The sequence below is a fragment of the Verrucomicrobiota bacterium genome, assembly GCA_037139415.1.
Lineage (GTDB): Bacteria > Verrucomicrobiota > Verrucomicrobiia > Limisphaerales > Fontisphaeraceae > JBAXGN01.
Genome location: JBAXGN010000006.1, coordinates 61,813 through 80,511 on the forward strand (window position 1 = coordinate 61,813; position 18,699 = coordinate 80,511).

The 18,699-nt window shown below is 51.5% G+C and carries 18 protein-coding genes; 12 read left to right on the top strand and 6 right to left on the bottom strand.

Going from position 1 to position 18,699, the window contains the following annotated elements; all coding sequences use genetic code 11:
• Positions 1-141 precede the first annotated feature (141 nt).
• The 3 genes from WCO56_02190 to WCO56_02200 are packed head-to-tail and all read left to right on the top strand — an operon-like array spanning position 142 to position 5,865.
• Positions 142-1,137, top strand: a complete 996-nt coding sequence (locus WCO56_02190) for a radical SAM protein (GenBank protein ID MEI7728345.1) — start codon at positions 142-144, stop codon at positions 1,135-1,137.
• Positions 1,134-1,553 carry a DUF6375 family protein gene (locus tag WCO56_02195; protein ID MEI7728346.1) on the top strand — a complete coding sequence of 140 codons (420 nt, stop codon included), beginning with the start codon at positions 1,134-1,136 and terminating at the stop codon, positions 1,551-1,553. The genes WCO56_02190 and WCO56_02195 overlap by 4 nt, the downstream gene beginning before the upstream one ends.
• Positions 1,546-5,865: a hypothetical protein gene (locus WCO56_02200; GenBank protein ID MEI7728347.1), complete on the top strand. Its 4,320-nt coding sequence runs from the start codon at positions 1,546-1,548 to the stop codon at positions 5,863-5,865. Before WCO56_02195 ends, WCO56_02200 begins: the two co-directional genes overlap by 8 nt.
• A gap of 84 nt (positions 5,866-5,949) precedes the next feature.
• Here WCO56_02200 and WCO56_02205 read toward each other — a convergent pair whose 3' ends face one another.
• Positions 5,950-6,255, bottom strand: a complete 306-nt coding sequence (locus tag WCO56_02205; protein ID MEI7728348.1) for a hypothetical protein — start codon at positions 6,253-6,255, stop codon at positions 5,950-5,952.
• A 28-nt stretch (positions 6,256-6,283) separates the two neighbouring features.
• Between WCO56_02205 and WCO56_02210 the strand changes: the two genes are divergently transcribed.
• The 5 genes from WCO56_02210 (at position 6,284) to WCO56_02230 (ending at position 10,467) form a co-directional block, all read left to right on the top strand.
• Complete coding sequence (locus WCO56_02210) at positions 6,284-6,886, top strand: hypothetical protein (protein MEI7728349.1); 603 nt, start codon at positions 6,284-6,286, stop codon at positions 6,884-6,886.
• A gap of 124 nt (positions 6,887-7,010) precedes the next feature.
• A complete protein-coding gene (locus WCO56_02215) occupies positions 7,011-7,286 on the top strand; it encodes a hypothetical protein (protein MEI7728350.1) in 276 nt (91 codons plus the stop codon).
• Positions 7,287-7,436: 150 nt separating this feature from the next.
• Positions 7,437-7,868, top strand: coding sequence for a hypothetical protein (locus WCO56_02220; protein MEI7728351.1), 432 nt, complete (start codon positions 7,437-7,439; stop codon positions 7,866-7,868).
• A 42-nt stretch (positions 7,869-7,910) separates the two neighbouring features.
• Positions 7,911-9,293 (top strand): AAA family ATPase, encoded by a 1,383-nt coding sequence (locus WCO56_02225; protein ID MEI7728352.1) that lies wholly within the window; start codon positions 7,911-7,913, stop codon positions 9,291-9,293.
• Between the two features lie 409 nt (positions 9,294-9,702).
• A complete protein-coding gene (locus tag WCO56_02230) occupies positions 9,703-10,467 on the top strand; it encodes an FkbM family methyltransferase (GenBank protein ID MEI7728353.1) in 765 nt (254 codons plus the stop codon).
• Positions 10,468-10,521: 54 nt separating this feature from the next.
• Here the strand turns inward: WCO56_02230 and WCO56_02235 are convergent, their stop codons facing one another.
• Positions 10,522-11,454, bottom strand: a complete 933-nt coding sequence (locus WCO56_02235; GenBank protein ID MEI7728354.1) for an FkbM family methyltransferase — start codon at positions 11,452-11,454, stop codon at positions 10,522-10,524.
• A gap of 398 nt (positions 11,455-11,852) precedes the next feature.
• Positions 11,853-12,164, bottom strand: coding sequence for a hypothetical protein (locus WCO56_02240; protein ID MEI7728355.1), 312 nt, complete (start codon positions 12,162-12,164; stop codon positions 11,853-11,855).
• Between the two features lie 114 nt (positions 12,165-12,278).
• Here WCO56_02240 and WCO56_02245 point away from each other — a divergent pair, with 114 nt between their 5' ends.
• From WCO56_02245 to WCO56_02255, 3 genes are read left to right on the top strand one after another with little or no spacing between them, the layout of a single operon-like run.
• Positions 12,279-12,893 (top strand): hypothetical protein, encoded by a 615-nt coding sequence (locus tag WCO56_02245; protein MEI7728356.1) that lies wholly within the window; start codon positions 12,279-12,281, stop codon positions 12,891-12,893.
• Positions 12,890-13,381 carry a methyltransferase domain-containing protein gene (locus tag WCO56_02250; protein MEI7728357.1) on the top strand — a complete coding sequence of 164 codons (492 nt, stop codon included), beginning with the start codon at positions 12,890-12,892 and terminating at the stop codon, positions 13,379-13,381. Before WCO56_02245 ends, WCO56_02250 begins: the two co-directional genes overlap by 4 nt.
• Before the next feature lie 60 nt (positions 13,382-13,441).
• Positions 13,442-14,197 (top strand): prepilin-type N-terminal cleavage/methylation domain-containing protein, encoded by a 756-nt coding sequence (locus WCO56_02255; protein ID MEI7728358.1) that lies wholly within the window; start codon positions 13,442-13,444, stop codon positions 14,195-14,197.
• Between the two features lie 30 nt (positions 14,198-14,227).
• Here WCO56_02255 and WCO56_02260 read toward each other — a convergent pair whose 3' ends face one another.
• Genes WCO56_02260 through WCO56_02270 form a run of 3 tightly spaced genes read right to left on the bottom strand, consistent with a single transcriptional unit; the run spans position 14,228 to position 16,792 of the window.
• Positions 14,228-15,466: a glycosyltransferase gene (locus WCO56_02260; GenBank protein MEI7728359.1), complete on the bottom strand. Its 1,239-nt coding sequence runs from the start codon at positions 15,464-15,466 to the stop codon at positions 14,228-14,230.
• Between the two features lie 27 nt (positions 15,467-15,493).
• Positions 15,494-15,793 (bottom strand): hypothetical protein, encoded by a 300-nt coding sequence (locus tag WCO56_02265; protein MEI7728360.1) that lies wholly within the window; start codon positions 15,791-15,793, stop codon positions 15,494-15,496.
• Between the two features lie 33 nt (positions 15,794-15,826).
• Positions 15,827-16,792: an NAD-dependent epimerase/dehydratase family protein gene (locus tag WCO56_02270; protein MEI7728361.1), complete on the bottom strand. Its 966-nt coding sequence runs from the start codon at positions 16,790-16,792 to the stop codon at positions 15,827-15,829.
• Between the two features lie 268 nt (positions 16,793-17,060).
• Here WCO56_02270 and WCO56_02275 point away from each other — a divergent pair, with 268 nt between their 5' ends.
• Positions 17,061-18,695: a glycoside hydrolase domain-containing protein gene (locus tag WCO56_02275; GenBank protein ID MEI7728362.1), complete on the top strand. Its 1,635-nt coding sequence runs from the start codon at positions 17,061-17,063 to the stop codon at positions 18,693-18,695.
• The last annotated feature ends 4 nt before the right edge of the window (positions 18,696-18,699 follow it).

Genomic DNA, 18,699 nt, shown 5'->3' on the forward strand with positions numbered 1-18,699 from the left:
GCCAATGTTTCATCCTATGAACTATGAAGGTTGAACGAAAAGACCGCATGAATAAACTGGTGATGCCAGTTTCCAAGCCGCTTTTCTCTGCTTCGCACTTTAGCTGTCCACCTGTGCCATCAGATTGAATCCAAAAACATTATGCGGCTCCCCGTGCCATCATATCACTCTGCTAACGCTATAGCTCAATCCGTCGCGCCGATTCGTGCTGCATCCCATTCGAATTTGAAGATCCGGGTGGGACCTGACGGGGTCCACCTGTTTAACCGCAGGCACGGCATAAATATCCTTGCGGACGAAATCCTCCTTCCACCGACTGAGTGGTCCAAGGCACCGCGGCAAGTGTCGATTGCGTTGACAAACACCTGTGACCTCTCTTGCCCGTTCTGCTTCACTTCAAAGATGCCAGCGACTTTACCTTTGAATCAACTCTTGGATTGGTTGCGGGAACTCGACAGGAATGGGTGCTTAGGAGTTGGCTTTGGAGGCGGAGAACCAACGCTGTACCGCCAGCTTCCTGATCTCTGTCGGCAGACAACGCATGCTACTGGTTTGGCGGTAACTCTTACTACTCATGGACACCACTTGGATTATGATCTTATCCGTGCCCTCACCGGCAACGTGCATTTTGTCCGGGTCAGCATGGACGGTGTAGGCCAAACGTATGAGGCTCTCCGTGGCCGCCCCTTTGCAGAGTTGTGTTCCAAGCTCCAATACCTCCGCGATTTGGCCCCGTTCGGGATCAACTTCCTTGTCAACTCTCGGACGGTCTCTGATTTAGACGCCGCTACGGATTTGTCAGCGAAAATTGGCGCATCAGAGTTTCTTCTTCTGCCTGAATTCCCAACCGCCACTACCTCAGGCATTGATCCTGGTACAGCTACGGCTCTACAAAATTGGATTCAACGTTACCGGGGGCCTCTTGTATTAACGGTAGCCGAGGCAGGGGCGGATGGTCTTCCGACTTGCAATCCACTTCCGGAGGAGACAGGGCTAAATGCATATGCCCATATTGACGCGACCGGGACATTGAAACGAACTTCGTTTGACGGCCACGGTGTGACGATACGTGCCGTAGGTATCATGCATGCTCTTTCCGAACTCCAAGAACTAACATCAACCAAAGAAACACTATGAAAATCTGGCATGGATACGGCTCAGAGCACTCAATGAACTTGGTCATGATCGGCCACTTCAAAGATACTGTATCCGCCCAAAAAGCGAAGAGCGCAATTGACGAGCTTACTGATGTAATGGGCGCGCCGGAGAACAGCCAGCGTGACGCGGAGAAATACTCCGATGGCGCGAGGACTGTTCTGGAGAAACTCCAGTTTTACAGCCCCGGTCCCGCTGAACTCGACCAGTTTACATACGACATTCGCTCCGAAACAAAGGGCAAGACAGTCGTGATTACGACCGACGAAATTGAGGTTTCAGCATTCCTAAAACTCCTGCTGAACCAGGGGGCACGAGTAGAAGTGTACTCCGCGCACAACCATCCAGGTACCGGCGAAGGCCGCCGAACGAGTGGAGAGGAACCACCCAATGGTTAATTGGACAGAATTCGAAAAACTCCCAGGAAGTCAGCAGCACAATTTCGAAATCCTTTGTCGCTCACTGATATTGGTTCACTATGCCCGCTACGGGCGCTTCGCAGCGTTGGCAAATCAGCCGGGCGTAGAGTTTCATCTTGAGCTACGGAGCGCCTGCACACTCGGCGAGGCGAATCAATGGTTTGGGTGGCAGTGTCGATGGTACGATTTGCCGGTAGGCAACCAGTTAGGAGCCGCACGCCGACAGCAGATAAGCGAGGCATTGGTAAAAACGAAGAAGTCCCTGCCGGGCCTAACCGATTGGGTTCTCTGGACGCGCCACACCCTTACCAAAAGCGATCAGGAATGGTTTTACGGCCAAACGACTGACTTTCGACTCCACCTCTGGAACTCTGCCGACGTTGAGCACCATCTTTCCGGCGATGGAGAATTACTCAAGCATACGTACCTCGGCGAGCTTGTTTTGACGTCCCAGATCTTGGAGCAGTCCCACACCGCATCCGTGGCGCAAATCGGCCGACGATGGCTCCCTGAAGCGCATCAGGCCGTTGAAGCAGAGCGTTTGCTCCGGCAAATGCTCGGGGAAGCGGACTCGTGGGACCAACTAGCTGCCATCAGCGCTGCCACCCGCAAGGCAGCAGCACTGATTGCGAATGAACCTCGCGCCCTCACCGAGCCTCTTGCCACATCGACGACTGCCTTCATCGAAGCCGTCAGATATGTCAGCACTGAGTTAGCTTCAATTTACGAGTCTCTGAGGAGCGGGAACCTTCAAGTTCTCCGCCAGCAGCTCGAGGCCGCCCCCAAATGTGTTAGTCGCGAACTCGACGTTACCCCTAGGCGGCTTCGGGGAGCACGTCTCGCCTGCGGCTTGGAAGCCACAAATGCGCTGGCGGACATGAAGCTAGGCGTTCGCCTCCTCGGAGAACTGAACGAACAACTTAGCACCCCGCTCATCAGCATTGTGGCCGATGCTGGCGGAGGCAAGACACAACTGGCGGCGCAACTTACCGCGCCCATGACCTGCCGACCTGCCGGTCTTCTTTTTCACGGTCGGGAACTCCACTCTGGGCGGACATTGGACGACCTCGCGAGAGCAATCACAATTCATGGCAAACCGGCCCCGAGTATGGTAGCTCTCCTTACCGCTCTAAATGCTGCTGGCGAGCGAGCCTGTTGCCGTTTGCCTATAGTGATTGACGGTCTCAACGAAGCGGAGGCTCCCAAGGATTGGAAGCCACAACTCGCCGCAGTTGAAACCTATCTGAAGCAACTCCCACACGTTTTGCTAGTCGTAACTGTTCGAACCGGTGCACGCCGCCCGATGGATCGCGAGTTGCGTGCTCACCGATCTGAAACACCCGCTAGATTAGATTTCGCTCACCAAGCTCTGCCCGATCACATCCCGCAGGTTGAAAGCCAAGGATTTGCTGGCGACACGCTAGCTGCGATCGACAAGTATTTTTCACTCTTCCGAATTAACCGAGGGGACGCCGAGTTACCATTCGAGTTGCTGAGCCATCCGCTAACCCTTCGGATCTTTTGCGAAGTCACGAACCCCGAACGGAAGCGCGAGGTGATCCTTGAGTCCGCGTCGGGCACTCTAACCGGCCTGTTCGGAAAATACTTGGACGTCGCAATTGCACGTATCTCCGAACTATCGCCCCGGCACCGCCGGTATTACGAGCAGGACATCCGGAATGTGCTCGATGTGTTCGGAACGGAGCTTTGGAAAACAAAGGAACGTCAACTTCCCGAATCGGTCCTCCGGAAAATAATCGGAGACGACGCCCGCCCGTGGAATGAGAGCGTCGTTCACTTGCTCGAGCAAGAGGGCGTTATATTACGATTCCCCGGCGGACGGCCGGGCGAACAGGACGTTGCTCCAGTTTACGATGCGCTGGGCGGCTACTTGATCGGCAATTCTCTCCTCCCGAAACACAGCGCATCCACGCTGGCAACCTGGCTTAACGAAGCCTCAACACACTCTGCTCTGAATGGCGAAGGTCCGGACTGCCACCCGCTCGCACTCGACACCGTGCGAGCGCTAGTCGGACTTGTACCTCGGCGGTTGCACGTGCAGCTATGGCAGTTAGCTGGCGAGCCGCTCCGAAGCGTCACTCTGCGAATGGCGGCAGATTTGGAAGGAAAGTACCTTGACGGCGCCACCGTAAACGCCCTTGCTGATATCGTTCGCGAGAATAAACTGGGGGCGGGGAACCTCTTTATCCGCGTGCTCCGGAACCGTGGCCTACCCAACCATCCCCTCAATGCCCAGTTTCTTGACACAACACTCTGTACTATGTCAGTCGCACAGCGTGACCTCGTCTGGACCGAATGGGTCCGGAGAAACAGCGATGCCTTGCGAAAGAACGCCCACGAATTAGGAGCACGATGGCAGGTATCCCAGACTGGGCGGAGCCAGAATGACCGGCTTCGGGCAAAATGGTTGATGTGGCTGCTCACCAGTACAATCCAAGCCCTCCGGACCAAGGCAACTCGCGCATTATATTGGTTCGGCCGGGGAGAACCTGAGGCCTTCCTGCAATTAGTACGTGAGTCTCTCACGATAAACGACCCGTATGTACCCGAGCGGATGCTTGCGGTCGCTTACGGCGTGGCAATGGCATGCCATACCAGCACAGACCCGGCGTTTCGTTCAGGTCCACTGCAAGAATTTGGACGCGAGCTCTACGACTTAATGTTTAAAGAGCACGCACCGTGTGGCACAACCCACCTTTTGACGACCGAGTACGCCCGGAGACTGCTGGAACTTGCTTCCCTGCACAACCCGCAACTGTTCTCACCAGCCGAGCGGGCGCGTTACACTCCGCCCTACCAAGACGTCGGGCTTCGCCAGTGGCAGGAGAGCGCCAGCGAACAGGGCGAGCCTCTCGACCTCGGAACACCATTTTACGTCGATTTCGCCAATTACACGTTGGGGCGCCTCGTTCCAGGGCGGGAGAATTACGATTTTCAACACGCAGGCTATAAAAAGGTAAGGGCTCAGATACTTTGGCGAATTGAACAGCTCGGGTGGTCCGCCGAGCGTTTTTCGGAGGTTGACCGATCTATCAGTAGAGCCCACTCAGAAGGTCGCTCGGCACGCGACGGCTCCAAAACTGAACGGTACGGAAAAAAATATTCTTGGATAGCCTATCACGAAATGGCTGGCCTGCTTCGTGACCACGGAGCCTTCAAAAACATCGAAGATAGCGGCAGGCCCTGGTGCATTGACTTTGATCCCAGCTTTCCAGCCCCTTTGCCTGACCACTCTCTCATCTCCGCCGATTTCCTTGGAGACACGGCCATGCCGCTTCGGGATTGGATCCAGAACGGCGCTACTCCAGACATCAGCCCCTACCTTCGCCCCGATGAAGTTCACGGCCAATCCGGTCCATGGCTCGCTCTCGACGGCTTCGTTACGCAGCAAAACGACGCTCTTGGCCGCAGGCTGTTTTGCTTCACGCGGGCATTCTTGGTCCCGCGTCAGGATTCAGCGACATTGGGGTGCCTGCTGAGCAATCAACATCTCGGGGGGCGCTGGCTCCCTGAAAAGCCGAACGTGATCTACGCCTTCGCTGGCGAAAATCCTTGGTGTGGAACGTACCCGGCTGATTCAACTACAACACTTTCTTTCGTCACCGCCCAACGGCAAATAACCATGAAACGGATGCGTACGGATTTCTACTTAGACGGCAATCCAACCGGCTTAAGCGTAATCGATGTCGCGCGGTACGGACTGTGGGGCGACGATACTTTGGTGATCGACGGCGGAAGACAACTTTCACCCGAGGAATTTGAGCGTCTCGAAAGACGCGAAACTGAGGTGGACGTCGAGGAACTTGAAGACGAAACCAAGGAAATCACCGTCCAAATGCCCGTTGTGGATTTTGGGTGGGAGGGGCGCGACTTTGAGACCGAGCGAATACACGCCATCGTCCTGACCAAACAAATCGCAAACGCTCTTGGGCTGGTCGGTCGCCCGCAGGCGTTCGACCTGTTTACCGAACAGGATGACCGGGCCACACTCAGCGTCGCCGACAAGAGTCGCGGGTATAATAACAGCCAGGAGATGTTCTTTATCCGCGAGGACTTGCTCCGTCGCTATCTCGATGCCCACAACCTCGACCTGATTTGGGCTGTCTGGGGCGAGCGCGGGGCATCCTCTGCTGAAGCGATTCAAAAAGACCCCGACCATGAGAATACCGGAGGCTGGCACAAAGTGTTTCAAACAATCTACCGCTTCAACCCGACATCTCCAGCTACTCCTGTTGAATTGATTCCACCAACACCACCCACACACCCTTAAACCAACATCAAATTCCGGCTCAACTGTCGGCAACACAACCACCTAAACCACTAACTAGACTCCAATACTCATATGCGCTTATCCTCACTCACCTGCCTTGGCTTCGAAACAACGGCGGTAATCGACAAATGCCCCGAACTCAATATCTCTTTTGCGGAGATACACGCCGCCGCAGAACGTGGCCAGTTGATCGCTTTCCTTCGTCAGCGCTACGGGGACTATGCGGACCTCACACTGTACAACCTTGATCCAGCCGAACTTGCAGAGGCCGAGGCTGCCTTGCGCGACGCCGCCAGCGCTCTCGATGGCCGTGAAGGCCGCAAGACGGGCGTCCGTAATAACGGACTTTGCTTGGTCTTGGCCATAGTCCTCGAAGCAATCCAGCAGCATTCACTCCGGCGCGATTGACAGAGGAAATATGACGACACCTCACTGGGACTACTTTCTCGCCCTCTGCGATGATGTGCAGAAAACCGGCAGATACGTGGAAATCGCCTCCGAAAACCACCACGCATTCTCGGTGGAGTTCGTGCGCCTGCTACTGGCCATCGGCTCTGAAATCGACGTTGTCGCAAAGCAGTTATGCATTAAGATATCACCCTCATCGAAAGCAGCCAACATCAACGAATACCGGGCTGAGCTGACAGCGAAATATCCAGCTTTCTCCACGGTTTCCGTAAACATTTCCCGTGCCACAATTGCCCTCGTTCCATGGGTCGCTTGGGCGAAGGGACAGAATCCAGTGTGGTGGCAATACTACAACAACGTGAAACACCAACGTCACCGTTACTACAAGGAGGCCAACCAGTTAAATACCCTAAACTCGCTGGCCGGGCTTTTTGTTTTGTTAGGGTATTTTTACGCAGAGGAGATGGATCGATTTGAACTCACTCCATTCCCAGATCTTTTGCACTTTGACTCCAAATACCGCGGCTCGGTCTCCCGGACCATAATGGAAAGGCAATATCGGTTACCAGGCGTGCCCATCCCAGAATCGTTGGCTATAGCCAAGAAACGCTAACTGGCCACGTGATCTCGTGTGCATCTATTTAATATAGGAGATACAGTTGGTTCCCGCCTTTCGTTCGCTCGTTTTTGTGTTTTATTTTACGTCATAGTCTGTGCTTTTCATTAATTGTCCTCTGATGTTCATTGCCGTATTGGTCATATTACAGCGTCTTTGGTGGCGCATCTCCGGCGTTTATTCTGTACGCATGAAAAAACCGAACAAAATAGTTCACCAGTATCTTCCATTCCGTGTGTTGATCAAACAATGGTTCCAGAGTTTGATTAAGCGCAACAATAGTGGTTGTTCCAATGAGTACAACCAAGTCATGAAAAAGCTCCAGGAGATAGAGGACGCAATTGAGGTTATTTCACGACAAATCGCCAAATGGGCCAAGGCCGACTCGGAGGAATAAATTCCCGTTGGAGCAAATTTTTTCTTCATAGGATTTAATATTAGTCCCAAAGGAAACCCTCCAGCTTTGCTGGAGGCCTCCCAAATATTACAGCTCCGGGAGGTACAAAAAGCGTGACATAGAACCCGGTTTAGAGTTATAATAACCGGCATGAGCACAGAAATTATCAGTAAAATTCAAGGGACATGTACTGGTTTTAATGGAGGTGCGGTATTTAAGCTGACTAATGGCCAAGCCTGGCAACAAAAAGTACATAAATACACGTATAGGTATAAATACCGCCCAGATGTTCGTATTTACCAAGCCGATGGAACTTTTTACATTGCAATCGAAGGTATGGACGAAGTTGTTCCGGTTGTGCAGGTCAGCATCTTGGAAGACGGCGTAATTGTTTCAGAATTCAATGGATTTGATCAAAACGTACGCTTCGAATTTCAAAGCGGTAGAATTTGGGTCCCCACTGAATACAAATACGTGTACCATTATGAATATCGTCCTCAAGCCATTATTGTTGATGGTATTAACGGACCCGAGCTAATGGTTGACGGCATGAATGAGACGATTCGTGTTCGACGAACATAAAGCTTTTCACGCAAATAATTCCGTGCCTTTCCTGTAATCAAAATGATAACCAGCATTCACATAAAAAACTTCAAGGTTTTCCAGACGCTTGATCTTCCATTAAACGGAGATTTGAATGTCATTGTGGGAAACAACGAGGCGGGCAAATCAACCATTCTGGAAGCAATTGCCTTGGCACTGACCAAAAGGATCAATGGGAAAACCGTTGAGTATGAACTGTCTTCGCATCTCTTCAACAAGCAGTGCACTTTAGATTACCTAAAGGCTCTGGCAGAGGGAAGGAATCCCGAGATGCCAATGATCGAAATTGAACTGTACTTCAGTGAAGTGGCAGCCTTGGCTCCATTGCGGGGGCAGAACAACTCAAAGAGGACAGATGAAATAGGTCTCAAGTTGACCATTGAATTCGACGACCAATATGCGGAGGAATATGGGAAACTATTGGACAATCGGAAAGAGATAAAGGCTGTGCCGGTAGAATATTACAAGGTAGGTTGGTACGGCTTTTCTGGTAATGCCATTACGTCGCGTAGCCTACCAATCGCCATCTCGAATATCGATGCCACTACCATCCGCCTTCAGAGTGGGGCTGACTATTTTCTCCAAGACATTATCGCGGGCAGCCTTGATTCAAAAGAAAAAGTGGCACTTGCGGTTGCCTACCGCAATTTAAAGGAGAAATTCTCTGCCGAGCCAGCAATAGATACGATCAACAAAAAGCTGACTCAGAAACAAGGGGCAATCACCACTAAGAATCTAGCTATCGCAATTGACACATCCCAGAAAACCCATTGGGAAAACGCTTTGACACCTCATTTGGACGAATTACCTTTTCAGTTCATTGGCAAGGGTGAACAAAGTGCACTGAAAATTATGCTCGCCCTGGAGAGGCAGGCCAAGGATTCCAACATCATTCTCATCGAAGAACCTGAAAACCATCTCTCCTTCTCCTCCATGAGCGTTCTGCTAGAAAAGATTTGTGAGAAATGCAAAGGCAAGCAGATAATTATTGTGACCCACAGTGCATATGTGCTTAACAAACTGGGACTTGAAAAATTAACCCTTCTTCATAACGAAAAACACACCAGCTTGGCGAAACTCCCAGCGGAAACATACGACTATTTCAAAAAACTGTCTGGTTATGACACTCTTCGACTTATCCTGGCAAAAAGAACTATTTTGGTTGAAGGCCCGTCGGATGAACTCATAGTTCAAAAAGCCTTTCTGACAAAATATGGAAAATTGCCGCTCGGCGACGGTGTGGATGTCATAAATGTTCGAGGTCTTTCATTCCCTCGGTTTCTGGATATTGCCAAAGAACTTGCGAAACCGGTAGCAGTTGTGACTGATAACGATGGTGATTACGAAAACAGAATCATTAAGAAATACTTGGGCTTTGGCTTTGGCCAAGGCGGGCAGGAGTAGTCCAGCCAGAATCGCGATGATAGCAATTACCACCAGTAATTCGATGAGTGTAAAGGCAAACACTCGACGCAGCATTTTAACTCGCATACTCCTACAAGAGTAATCAAAACAGAATGCCCGTCAATAGTTATTTTGAATATTTCGATACGACGACACACGCATTTCTTCACCTTTCCGGAAAGTTATGGACCCGCCGATATCTGGGTGCCTCCTTTCGCAACGAATCTTTGGTGTGAACCAACTTTGAGTTGTGATTTCGGGGTTGACGACCTTTCGCGCGAATACTAGCATGCCTCCACTGTGAACGACATGGGGCAGTAATCGCGAATTAGAACAAACGCAAGGCATTGGCAGTTCGCAGTGCTATTCTGTTTATTGGGTTGGCAGAGAGTATCGGGAAATATCTTTTATGATCGAAAGAATACGGCAGTTTTTACTGCATTTAATACCGTCACTTTTTGGAATAATACGAATTTTCCGGCAAAACAGGAAATTCGCATTGGTGGTTTTGTTGCGACGGTTCGAATATTTTGTCACCCACGACTTAAACGGAGCATTTTTAACCCCAGACGGATTCAAGATTGCTTCCAAAGAAGAACTCATATCTTACTGGGATTTCTTCGTTGAACAATCGCTGAATCATCGGTTGCTCTCGAACCTTAAAAGCATTGTGGATGTTGGGGCAAACGCTGGCGTGTTCACCTATTGGATTTTGTCTAAAAATCCCGGTGCCATGGTAGAAGCTTTTGAGCCGCTCCCGGCGATGGAATCCAGATTTAAACTCCAAGTTCCCCTCAGCGGTAAGAATGTGACGTTTTATCCGTTCGCGGTATCGGATAAAGCTGGACACCAACCGTTTTATTTTTCGAGCGAAATGGATACCGATGCGGCGCTTGAGCCGGGGAAAAGAACAAGCCACGTTGAGAGGGATTGTGTGCGCTTGGACGACTTGATCGAACATGACATTGATCTGCTCAAGATCGACACCCAAGGCCACGACTTGAATGTGCTCCGAGGTGCGGCCAACACCATTAAACGCACTCGGCTGATTTTGATCGAACTTTCCAAAAGCGAAGTCCAAGAAATCGCAGCAATCATTGGAAACGATTTTGACCATGAACAGTTGACATCCCTTGATTACCTTTTCTATCGAAAGAAATCAATACCGGATTAAACTAATTTGCGATTCAGGCAGTGGATTTCAGCGGTACCTTCCGTCCTGACCAGCTCAGCTGCGTATGCTGACGTGCTGGCTGCGGCCAATCTGGTGCTTTAGCAGCAGTTCAATGGGGCGGAAAGTTCGGCGCAAGGATTGGGCGAAACGCCGAAAACCGGGAAACTTGGGTTTTACCAGCATCTCCAATTCCACAATCCACTCGGGTGGGAGCGATGTTTTGAACTTTAGCAGCAGATATTCCCCATAGTTACGCTTTCCAATCATGCAGGCAAGAATGATTTGCTTGGCCACGGCTTCGGGCAAAGCGTCGCCGAAAGTTCCAGCCAACCGCTCAGGCTTTAAAACAAACAGAAAATCAGCCCAGATCGCTCGCCCTTCCACTTGGCTCAACCAGTGAGGTGTTTTGTATTTCCAACGATCAATATGCAAAAGGTCCAGTACTTCGTAACCGTATTCCGAGAGCATGCTCACAACCTCATGGAAATACGGTTCTGTTTGATAAAACGGCTTAAAGCGCAGTTCCGCTTGAATGAACAAGGTTTTACCAAGATATTCGCTGCAGCTACGAATGATGGCGGCGTCAGAGCCTTCAACGTCGGTTTTGAGGAAATCCAGCGTGGTTACCTGGTTTGATTTGAGCAAATTGGGAATTGTGTCGCAATCCCATTCCATCCGCTCAAGCAGTTGACAGTATCGCTCCAAGCCATACGTCTCCACCATGCCTGGCAGTGGCTCCAGCAAAGAACACGTTCCAGCAAAATTATTGCGGCGAAAGGTGAATTTTCCGGGGCGATCATTGATGGGGTTCTGGATCACGATTTTGCGATGGTATTTGTTGGTGGTTTCCGCCCCGCCTTCGGCGTCAATTTCCACCACGGTTAGGCTGCGGCACAGATGCGCAGGAAGGTTAAAGTCATTGTCGCCAATGCAACCGAGATTGACGACCGTAAACTTGCCTTTCAAATTTTCCATCAACGAGTTCATAAACTGTTGGTGAGGCTAGAAGGGTGAGCGTATGATGTCAAAGCGATTTATGTTTTTTGGATATGGTCGGATTGAGTCATTCCTGGAGGACGCCAATCTCCATGATCGGTCTCTTTAAACGCGATCAAACGCGGAATTGACACCCTTATCCGGCAAGCTAAAGTATTTCCATGGTCCGGCAATGCTTGAACAACAACGCAGTGGCAAATGGTGATAGAAACACGACCTGCTCAGAGTGGGTGGTGCGAGGCCGGATGTTTCACCCCGCAACGTTGTTCATGTAGCATAAACCCTTTCTTACGCTAAGGTTGCTGATGAAAAACATTGTCATGGTACAAGGGATAGGAATCAATGAACGCGGTTGGGCGGAGGCGGTTTCAATATTTGGCCGTGTGACGTTAATTCAAGTCAGTTTTGGCGAGCATGTGGAAATCTGGGAACACAGGCGTTTGATTTATATGGGTCCCGAAATTCCGCGGCACCGGACCAACCGTTTCGATGCGTATTTTTTTGGACTGTTGAACTTCAGCCGGGCGGTGACCTTGGTTTTGCGTCACGCACAAGGCAAAAAAATTGACATATTGCTGGCCGGTGCGCCCAGCACGGGGTTGGCGTGCTGGTTGTTGCAACGGTTGGGGAAAGCCCAAAGTTTCATCATTTTCATTATCGACTATCTGCCGCTGCGCGGCCCCTTTTGGATTCGTTTTCACCGTTGGTCCATGGGAAAACTTGCCGAATTTGTGGCGCGCCGTGCTGACCAAGTCTGGGTTCTTTCGCCCCGCATTCCTCATGCTGCGGTTAATCCAAAAAATTTCGTGGTCCCGGTGCCGATTAACGAAAGTGCCCGCGTGGAAGGGGCCAGGGCAGAAGTCGTTTACATAGGTTATCCTTCCGAGGACCATGCGCTCGAAATTCTGTTCGAGATCTGTAAGCGGCACCAGTGGAAGCTCAACATTATTGGCGACTCTCCCTACCTTCAGTCCATCATATCACTCGCGCCCCCTGGGACCGTATTCCACGGGGTTCAAAGTGATAACCGCCGCATCCAGGAGGTCATTGTGCGTTGTTTTTGCGGGTATGCGGTGTATTTATGCACTGGACCAGCCAGTTACAGCTATTATGGTTTTCCATCCAAGACCCTGGCCTACCTTTCCAACGACACGCCGTTTGTAACTACCGATACCAACTTCTTCAGTGCCGAATTTGAACGTTTCCAGATTGCGCGCGTGGTGGAGCCGCAAATGGCTGCCATTGAAGAGGCCATGCTTCAAATTCGCGCGCATTACTCCGAATTTGCGGAAGCCATCCGTCGCTTTCGCAAGGATTGGAATTCCGACTCTTTAAAATTTCACCAAGATCGCTTCACGGAGCTTGGGTATTTTGAAAATGACGAGCTAAACAACAACACCCAATCAGCAGGAAAAACGAATACCGTATGAAACTTAACTTAGGCTGCGGCGCTGACTTGCGAGAAGGTTACATCAACTGCGATTACGGCGATCGTGAGGGGTATGGCGACAATCAAGTAACTCAATTTAAGTCAGTCAACCTTACGTGTTATCCCTGGCCGTGGAAGGATGGTACAGTAGATGAAGTTCTCATGTGGCATGTGCTGGAACACCTTAGTGACACGACCGGGGTGATACGCGAAATCCACCGGATTCTCAAGCCAGCGGGGGTGTTTTGGGGGCAAGTCCCCTTTGCCTTTAGTGATTTATCCTGGGCGCAGTTCGACCATGAAAAGCACTTCACCGACAAAACTTTTCATGGCATGAAACATTTTGGATTCACGGTCGAGACCTCACTTGGAACCCATTCGATGCATCTTCAGCATCGAATCAGAAATTTAATACCACTTCGTTCGGTTCTCTGCCGTTTTCTTTTTAACATGTATGATGTGGTAAATTTTAAGATGACTAAAGTCTGAATTGCGGCGCGAGCCAAAGCAGCACGGTTATACCGATAAAAATATGCTTGCTTGAAGTTCGTGCTGAGCAGATGGTCAGGTATGGTCAAACCAAGAAACAGTATTTCTGGGTGGGCGTTTGGTCAGCATGGTTTTACGCTGATTGAACTCTTGGTGGTTATAGCCATTATTGCCATTCTGGCAGCCTTGTTATTGCCTGCTCTAAGCCGGGCCAAAGATAAAGCCGCCAGAATCCAATGCCTGAACAATCAGCGTCAAATTGCGCAGGCAATCTACATGTACACGGATGACAACGAAGACTTCTATCCCACCGTGGTGGATCATCCATGCTCGGGCGGAAAGAAGGGAAGCAGTACTGTTTTGGGCGGTAATACCGATTCTACCAACCGACCGCTCAATATTTACATGGGCAACCAATTGGAATCGTTTCATTGCCCGCGTGACAAAGGAGATATGATGTTCAATATGAATACTCCCCTATGGGATACGCTGGGAAACAGCTATGAAATTCCCATGGGGCAAGATGCCTTTAAAACAAAGTATTTGTCCGCCTTTAGCGATCCGGCCAAGGGATATGGTGCGCCGGTTAAAACCAGCGCAATTGACCGTACGTCCAACAAGATACTGGTTTCCGAGTGGGTCTGGCATGGGAATCGCGATTTGAAGGATGCGCGAAGCCAGTGGCATAACTATGGAGATAAACGTTCTGTAAACATTGCATACGCGGATGGGCATGTGCAATTTTTCACTTTTCCGGCAAATTATGGCCCGGCTGATATCTGGGCGCCTCCTTCCTCAACGAACCTTTGGTGGTAAACCGCAAGTCCACATTTCGACATTTACGGATTACGGCTTGGCGATGGTTTCCAAATGTCCAACCATCTGCGACACGATGTTGGGATCGTCGTATTGGCGCAAAAAATCCTGTTGCCCTGAGGCGGTAGGCTGATGCTGAACTTGCCGGAAAGCCGTCACAAAATCCTGGGGCTGCCCCAGCTTGGCATAGGCAGGATAGGTGCTGAAGATGGCACGATAATGCGGTAATTCATAACAGACGCATTGGCACTGACAATACAGCGCCTCCGCCAACGCGATGCCCCATCCTTCCTCGTAACTGGGAAAGAAAAAGAAACCGGCTTTTTTCATTAACGCCACCTTTTCCGATTCGGAAAGAAACCCAGCCAGCGTAATATTGCGTAATCCCAAGCGGTGCATCTCCAGTTCAAAGAATTCCCGCTCCGGTCCGGTACCCACCATGATCAGGCGAAACGCAGGGTCACTGACTTGCAATACGGCCATGACCTGAAGGAGGTCGAAGATGCCTTTTTGCGATACCAAGCGCCCAACGAAACAGGCGAGATTCCGGTCTTTCGCACTGTCGGGAACGGCATCCAGTGTCGCGGCATTGAACCCGGCATGGAGGATGACCACCTGTTTGCCTGGAAATTTTTTCTGGAGTTGAGCCTGGGTGATCGCATTGCCAGCCACGATGAAATCGCAGGTCCGGCTAAGAATCGCAGCGGTGACTCGTTGTTCCAAACCGGCCACGGCAAACCGCAGGCGTGTAGCCCAGTTAACCGCTTTGCGTTCGGGTATGACATGATAAATGATGGTTCCCTTGCGGCGTGCTTTCCAAAACCATAAGGGGATCAAGTCCACGCTGTACGGCGAAACTCCCAAGGCGACATCATAACAATGCCGATTGAACAGGCCTTTCACCGACCCTTGAAAAATCCGCACCAAAAAAAGGATGATCAGCCCAATGAGATTGAGCGGCAAGTTTCCCATTGTGAGATAAAGGCGCCGGTGCGCGGCCACAAACGAGACGGCCGACCGGGGCACCAGCAAATCTGGCTTGAGCCCGGATAGCCGGATAATCTTCATTACCACCTGATCGCCGCCGCCGATGGATTCTGACCGGTTGGCCAGAGTGCCATTGTTAATGATCAGCAAATCCAGTGTCGGGGTATGCCCCCCGCAGGATTTTCCATCCATGTTAGCCGGGGTGGACATGAGGTAGACAAAACCCGCTTTGCCCGGATTTAACCGGGGCGACTCCAGCAAAATATCAATATTTCGTTTCATGGTGGGGAATACGACCCCATTCTGCGCTCACCATCCGGCATGGGTAAATCCGCAGTGCGTCGTCAGATACCACAATGAGCGTGGTGTGAAATCACGGATATGCCCGGAGAGATCATTTTTTTTCAAGCGCTCTTGTAAAACCTCCGGCCAAAATCCATAGGTGACGCTTTCGGTGCCAACTTCACTGCCTAACGGTTGATCGCCAAACAGAAACGCAATTCCGTCCATCCAAGCGGCACAACTCAAACGAGTCACATCATAATGACTTAACCCGTAAGTTGCGTCCGTCATATAAAGGCGCTCGTAAAATTTTGATTCACCTTGCATGACGTCTCCCTGATGGAGTGATTCGGGTGTTGACTATTCCTTATGGCCGGTGGCATTGACCTGTTGGGTAATCCACGGATAGGTCTGCCGAATACCCGCCAGTAAATCAAATTGCGATTTCCAACCGATACTATAAATGCGTGCGTTACTGAAATTTCGGGATTGCACGCCGACTGGACCAGGTACGGATTTAATGGTGATTTGCTTGCCAGAAACCTGGGCCACCGCTTCTACCAGCTCCCGGACCGTCACGTACTGGGGACACCCAATATTCACCGCCCCCTCCAAATCTGATTGCATCAGGCGATAGATGCCATCCACCATATCATCCACGTATGTGTACGAGCGAACCGCACTGCCATCCCCCCAGATTTCAACGGTGCCGCCATCCGGCACTCCGGCCACTTTACGGCAGATTGCCGCGGGCGCCTTTTCCCGTCCGCCGCGCCATGTGCCTTCTGGCCCATAACAATTCTGGAAGCGCGCAATGCGCACTTTCATGCCATGACGCCGTCCATACGCCATCGCCATGCGTTCGGAGTACAACTTTTCCCAACCATACTCGTTGTCTGGATGCGCGGGAATAGCTTCGGCCTCCGTCATTTCCGGCTCGCCGGGTTTCATATCCCGATAAACGCAGACGGAAGAGGAGAAAAAGTAACGTTTCACTCCGCGCAATGCGGCGTGATGTGTCATGTGGACATTAATCAACACGCTATTATGCATGATCTCGCATTCAGCCGAGTGGATAAAACCCATGCCGCCCATGTCTGCAGCCAACTGATACACCTCATCCGGTGTACCTTGAGGAATGCTCAGGGCTTCCTGGCAGCTTTTCTCATCCCGCAGGTCCAAAACGCGAAATTCATCCGCTGCTGAAGGGGAAAATTCAGGCGATTTGATATCCACGCCGCGCACCCAGTAGCCCTCGCGTTTTAAGCGTTTCACCAAGTGGCTGGCAATGAAACCACCTGCACCGCAAACAACTGCTGTTTTCATAAATCATTCAGTCAAATTTAATCACCGCAACGCAGCCACCGTAGCATCGCTTCAGGTCTTTTGTCCAACCTTTTTACTGGCATAACCCGCCAAAAATTCGTTTTGCTCAGATCATACGACTACAAGAAATCTACACGACGCGACGCCGCCGGCCCGATGGGCACAGCCTGGGCGCCTCGCATAATTCCCTCTGGCAAGTCGCCGCACTATGGCTAGGCAGTAACGTCATTAGGCGCGGAGAAAAAATGGCTTGCCGGCCGGGATTGCCATGAGTGGTTCTTTCGCGTATGCTATCGCCATGTTTCACTCTGCGAAAAAGCTATTTGGATTGTGGTTCCTGCTGCTGGGGACTGCCTGTATTGCTCCGGCTGCGACCATGCTGTTTGACTTTGAGGACGCCGCCGAACTGAAAGCCCTGCATGATGAACACAAATCCACGCTGGGCCCCGGCAAAACGGTGGATCGGGCTGAGCACTTCGCCTCCTCTGGGAAATACGCGCTACGATTCGCCACGCCGGGCTGGAAAAAAGGCATGCCCCAATGGCCAGCCTTCGATGCCGACCTGTCACTGACCAACTGGACCGGTTATGACCGACTATATGTGGATGTGTTCAATGCGAGCGCCAGTCCGCAAAGGTTCTCCATATTTTTCGCGGACACCACCATTCCGCTCCGCAAGGGGTATTCCCACCAGGTTCACCTGCCGCCTTTCAGTTATGCACCTGTGGTCGTACCGCTGGCCAAACTGACGGAGAAAAAAATCAAACTCGCGGCGATGCGAGCCCTGCACATTTTCACCGCCGAGCCACCGGGAGACATGACCTTGTATATGGACCGGATAATGCTGCTGAAAAAAGGTGAACCGCTGCCGGAACTGCCGGCCTCATTTCTGCGGGATTTTGCCGCCGTGCAAGCCCCCAAGTTGGCGGCGCTGAATGAAGATCTGGCACGGGTCAGGACGCATCTCCAGCAGCAAATGACCGCCGTGCCCGCCTTGAAAAACTGGGCAGACCATGCCTTGCAACCGCTGGGTAAACGCGTGGGTGACTTTAAAGCAGCCATTGCGCGTGCCGACGCCTCGGTGCTGGATGCGGATCGCTCCGTGGTATCACTTAGCGGAGAACTGGAACACTTGGAGTCCTTGGCGACTTTCCGTGCCGGGTTTGAGGCGGTCCGTTCCACGGCTCAGATCCATCCCGCCCAGCCGGACCTTGCGGTGGGATTCGCCACGTCCATGGAGAAAATCCTGCCGCTGGGATTGACCTTTAATGCGGCGCTTACTAATCGCGTGACACTAAGTCTGGCCCGCAATGAAAAGGAAAGCTTCCAAGTGTTGGTTACTCCGTTTGGTGGTCCGGTCCGGCAGGTGCAGGTGCGCATCGGCGACTTGCAGGGGGAGAACGGGCAGCGCCTGGTTTCGAGCAATCTTCACGCCGCGGTGATGGGATACGTGGAAACAAAGTCGGTGCCGCCTTATGGCAGCGCACATGTGGGCTGGTGGCCGGATCCCATCCTGGATTTCCAATCCACCACGGATATCGCCGAAGGCGATCTGCAATCGTTCTGGGTACGGGTCAATGCGCCGGCTTCTCAGGCGCCGGGGGTGTACCGTGGTCGGTTGGAAGTGCTGACGGATGGGAAGACGGCCTTCGCGTTTGACCTGGAGGTTCAGGTTTATCCCTTCCGGTTGCCGGATCGTTCGCCCTTGCCCATGGCGATCACTTTTGCTCCGGAGGATTCCCCGGTGACGGATAACAACCAAGAACAGAAAGCGTGGCGGCAATCACCGGAATATCCTGTAAAGGCGTGGAAACCGAACAAGCTGCAATGGGCGGATTTTCTCGCGCAGTATTACTTTGACTTCGTAAAGATAAATGTTGCGTTCGCGCAAAAAATTGCGTAACTTT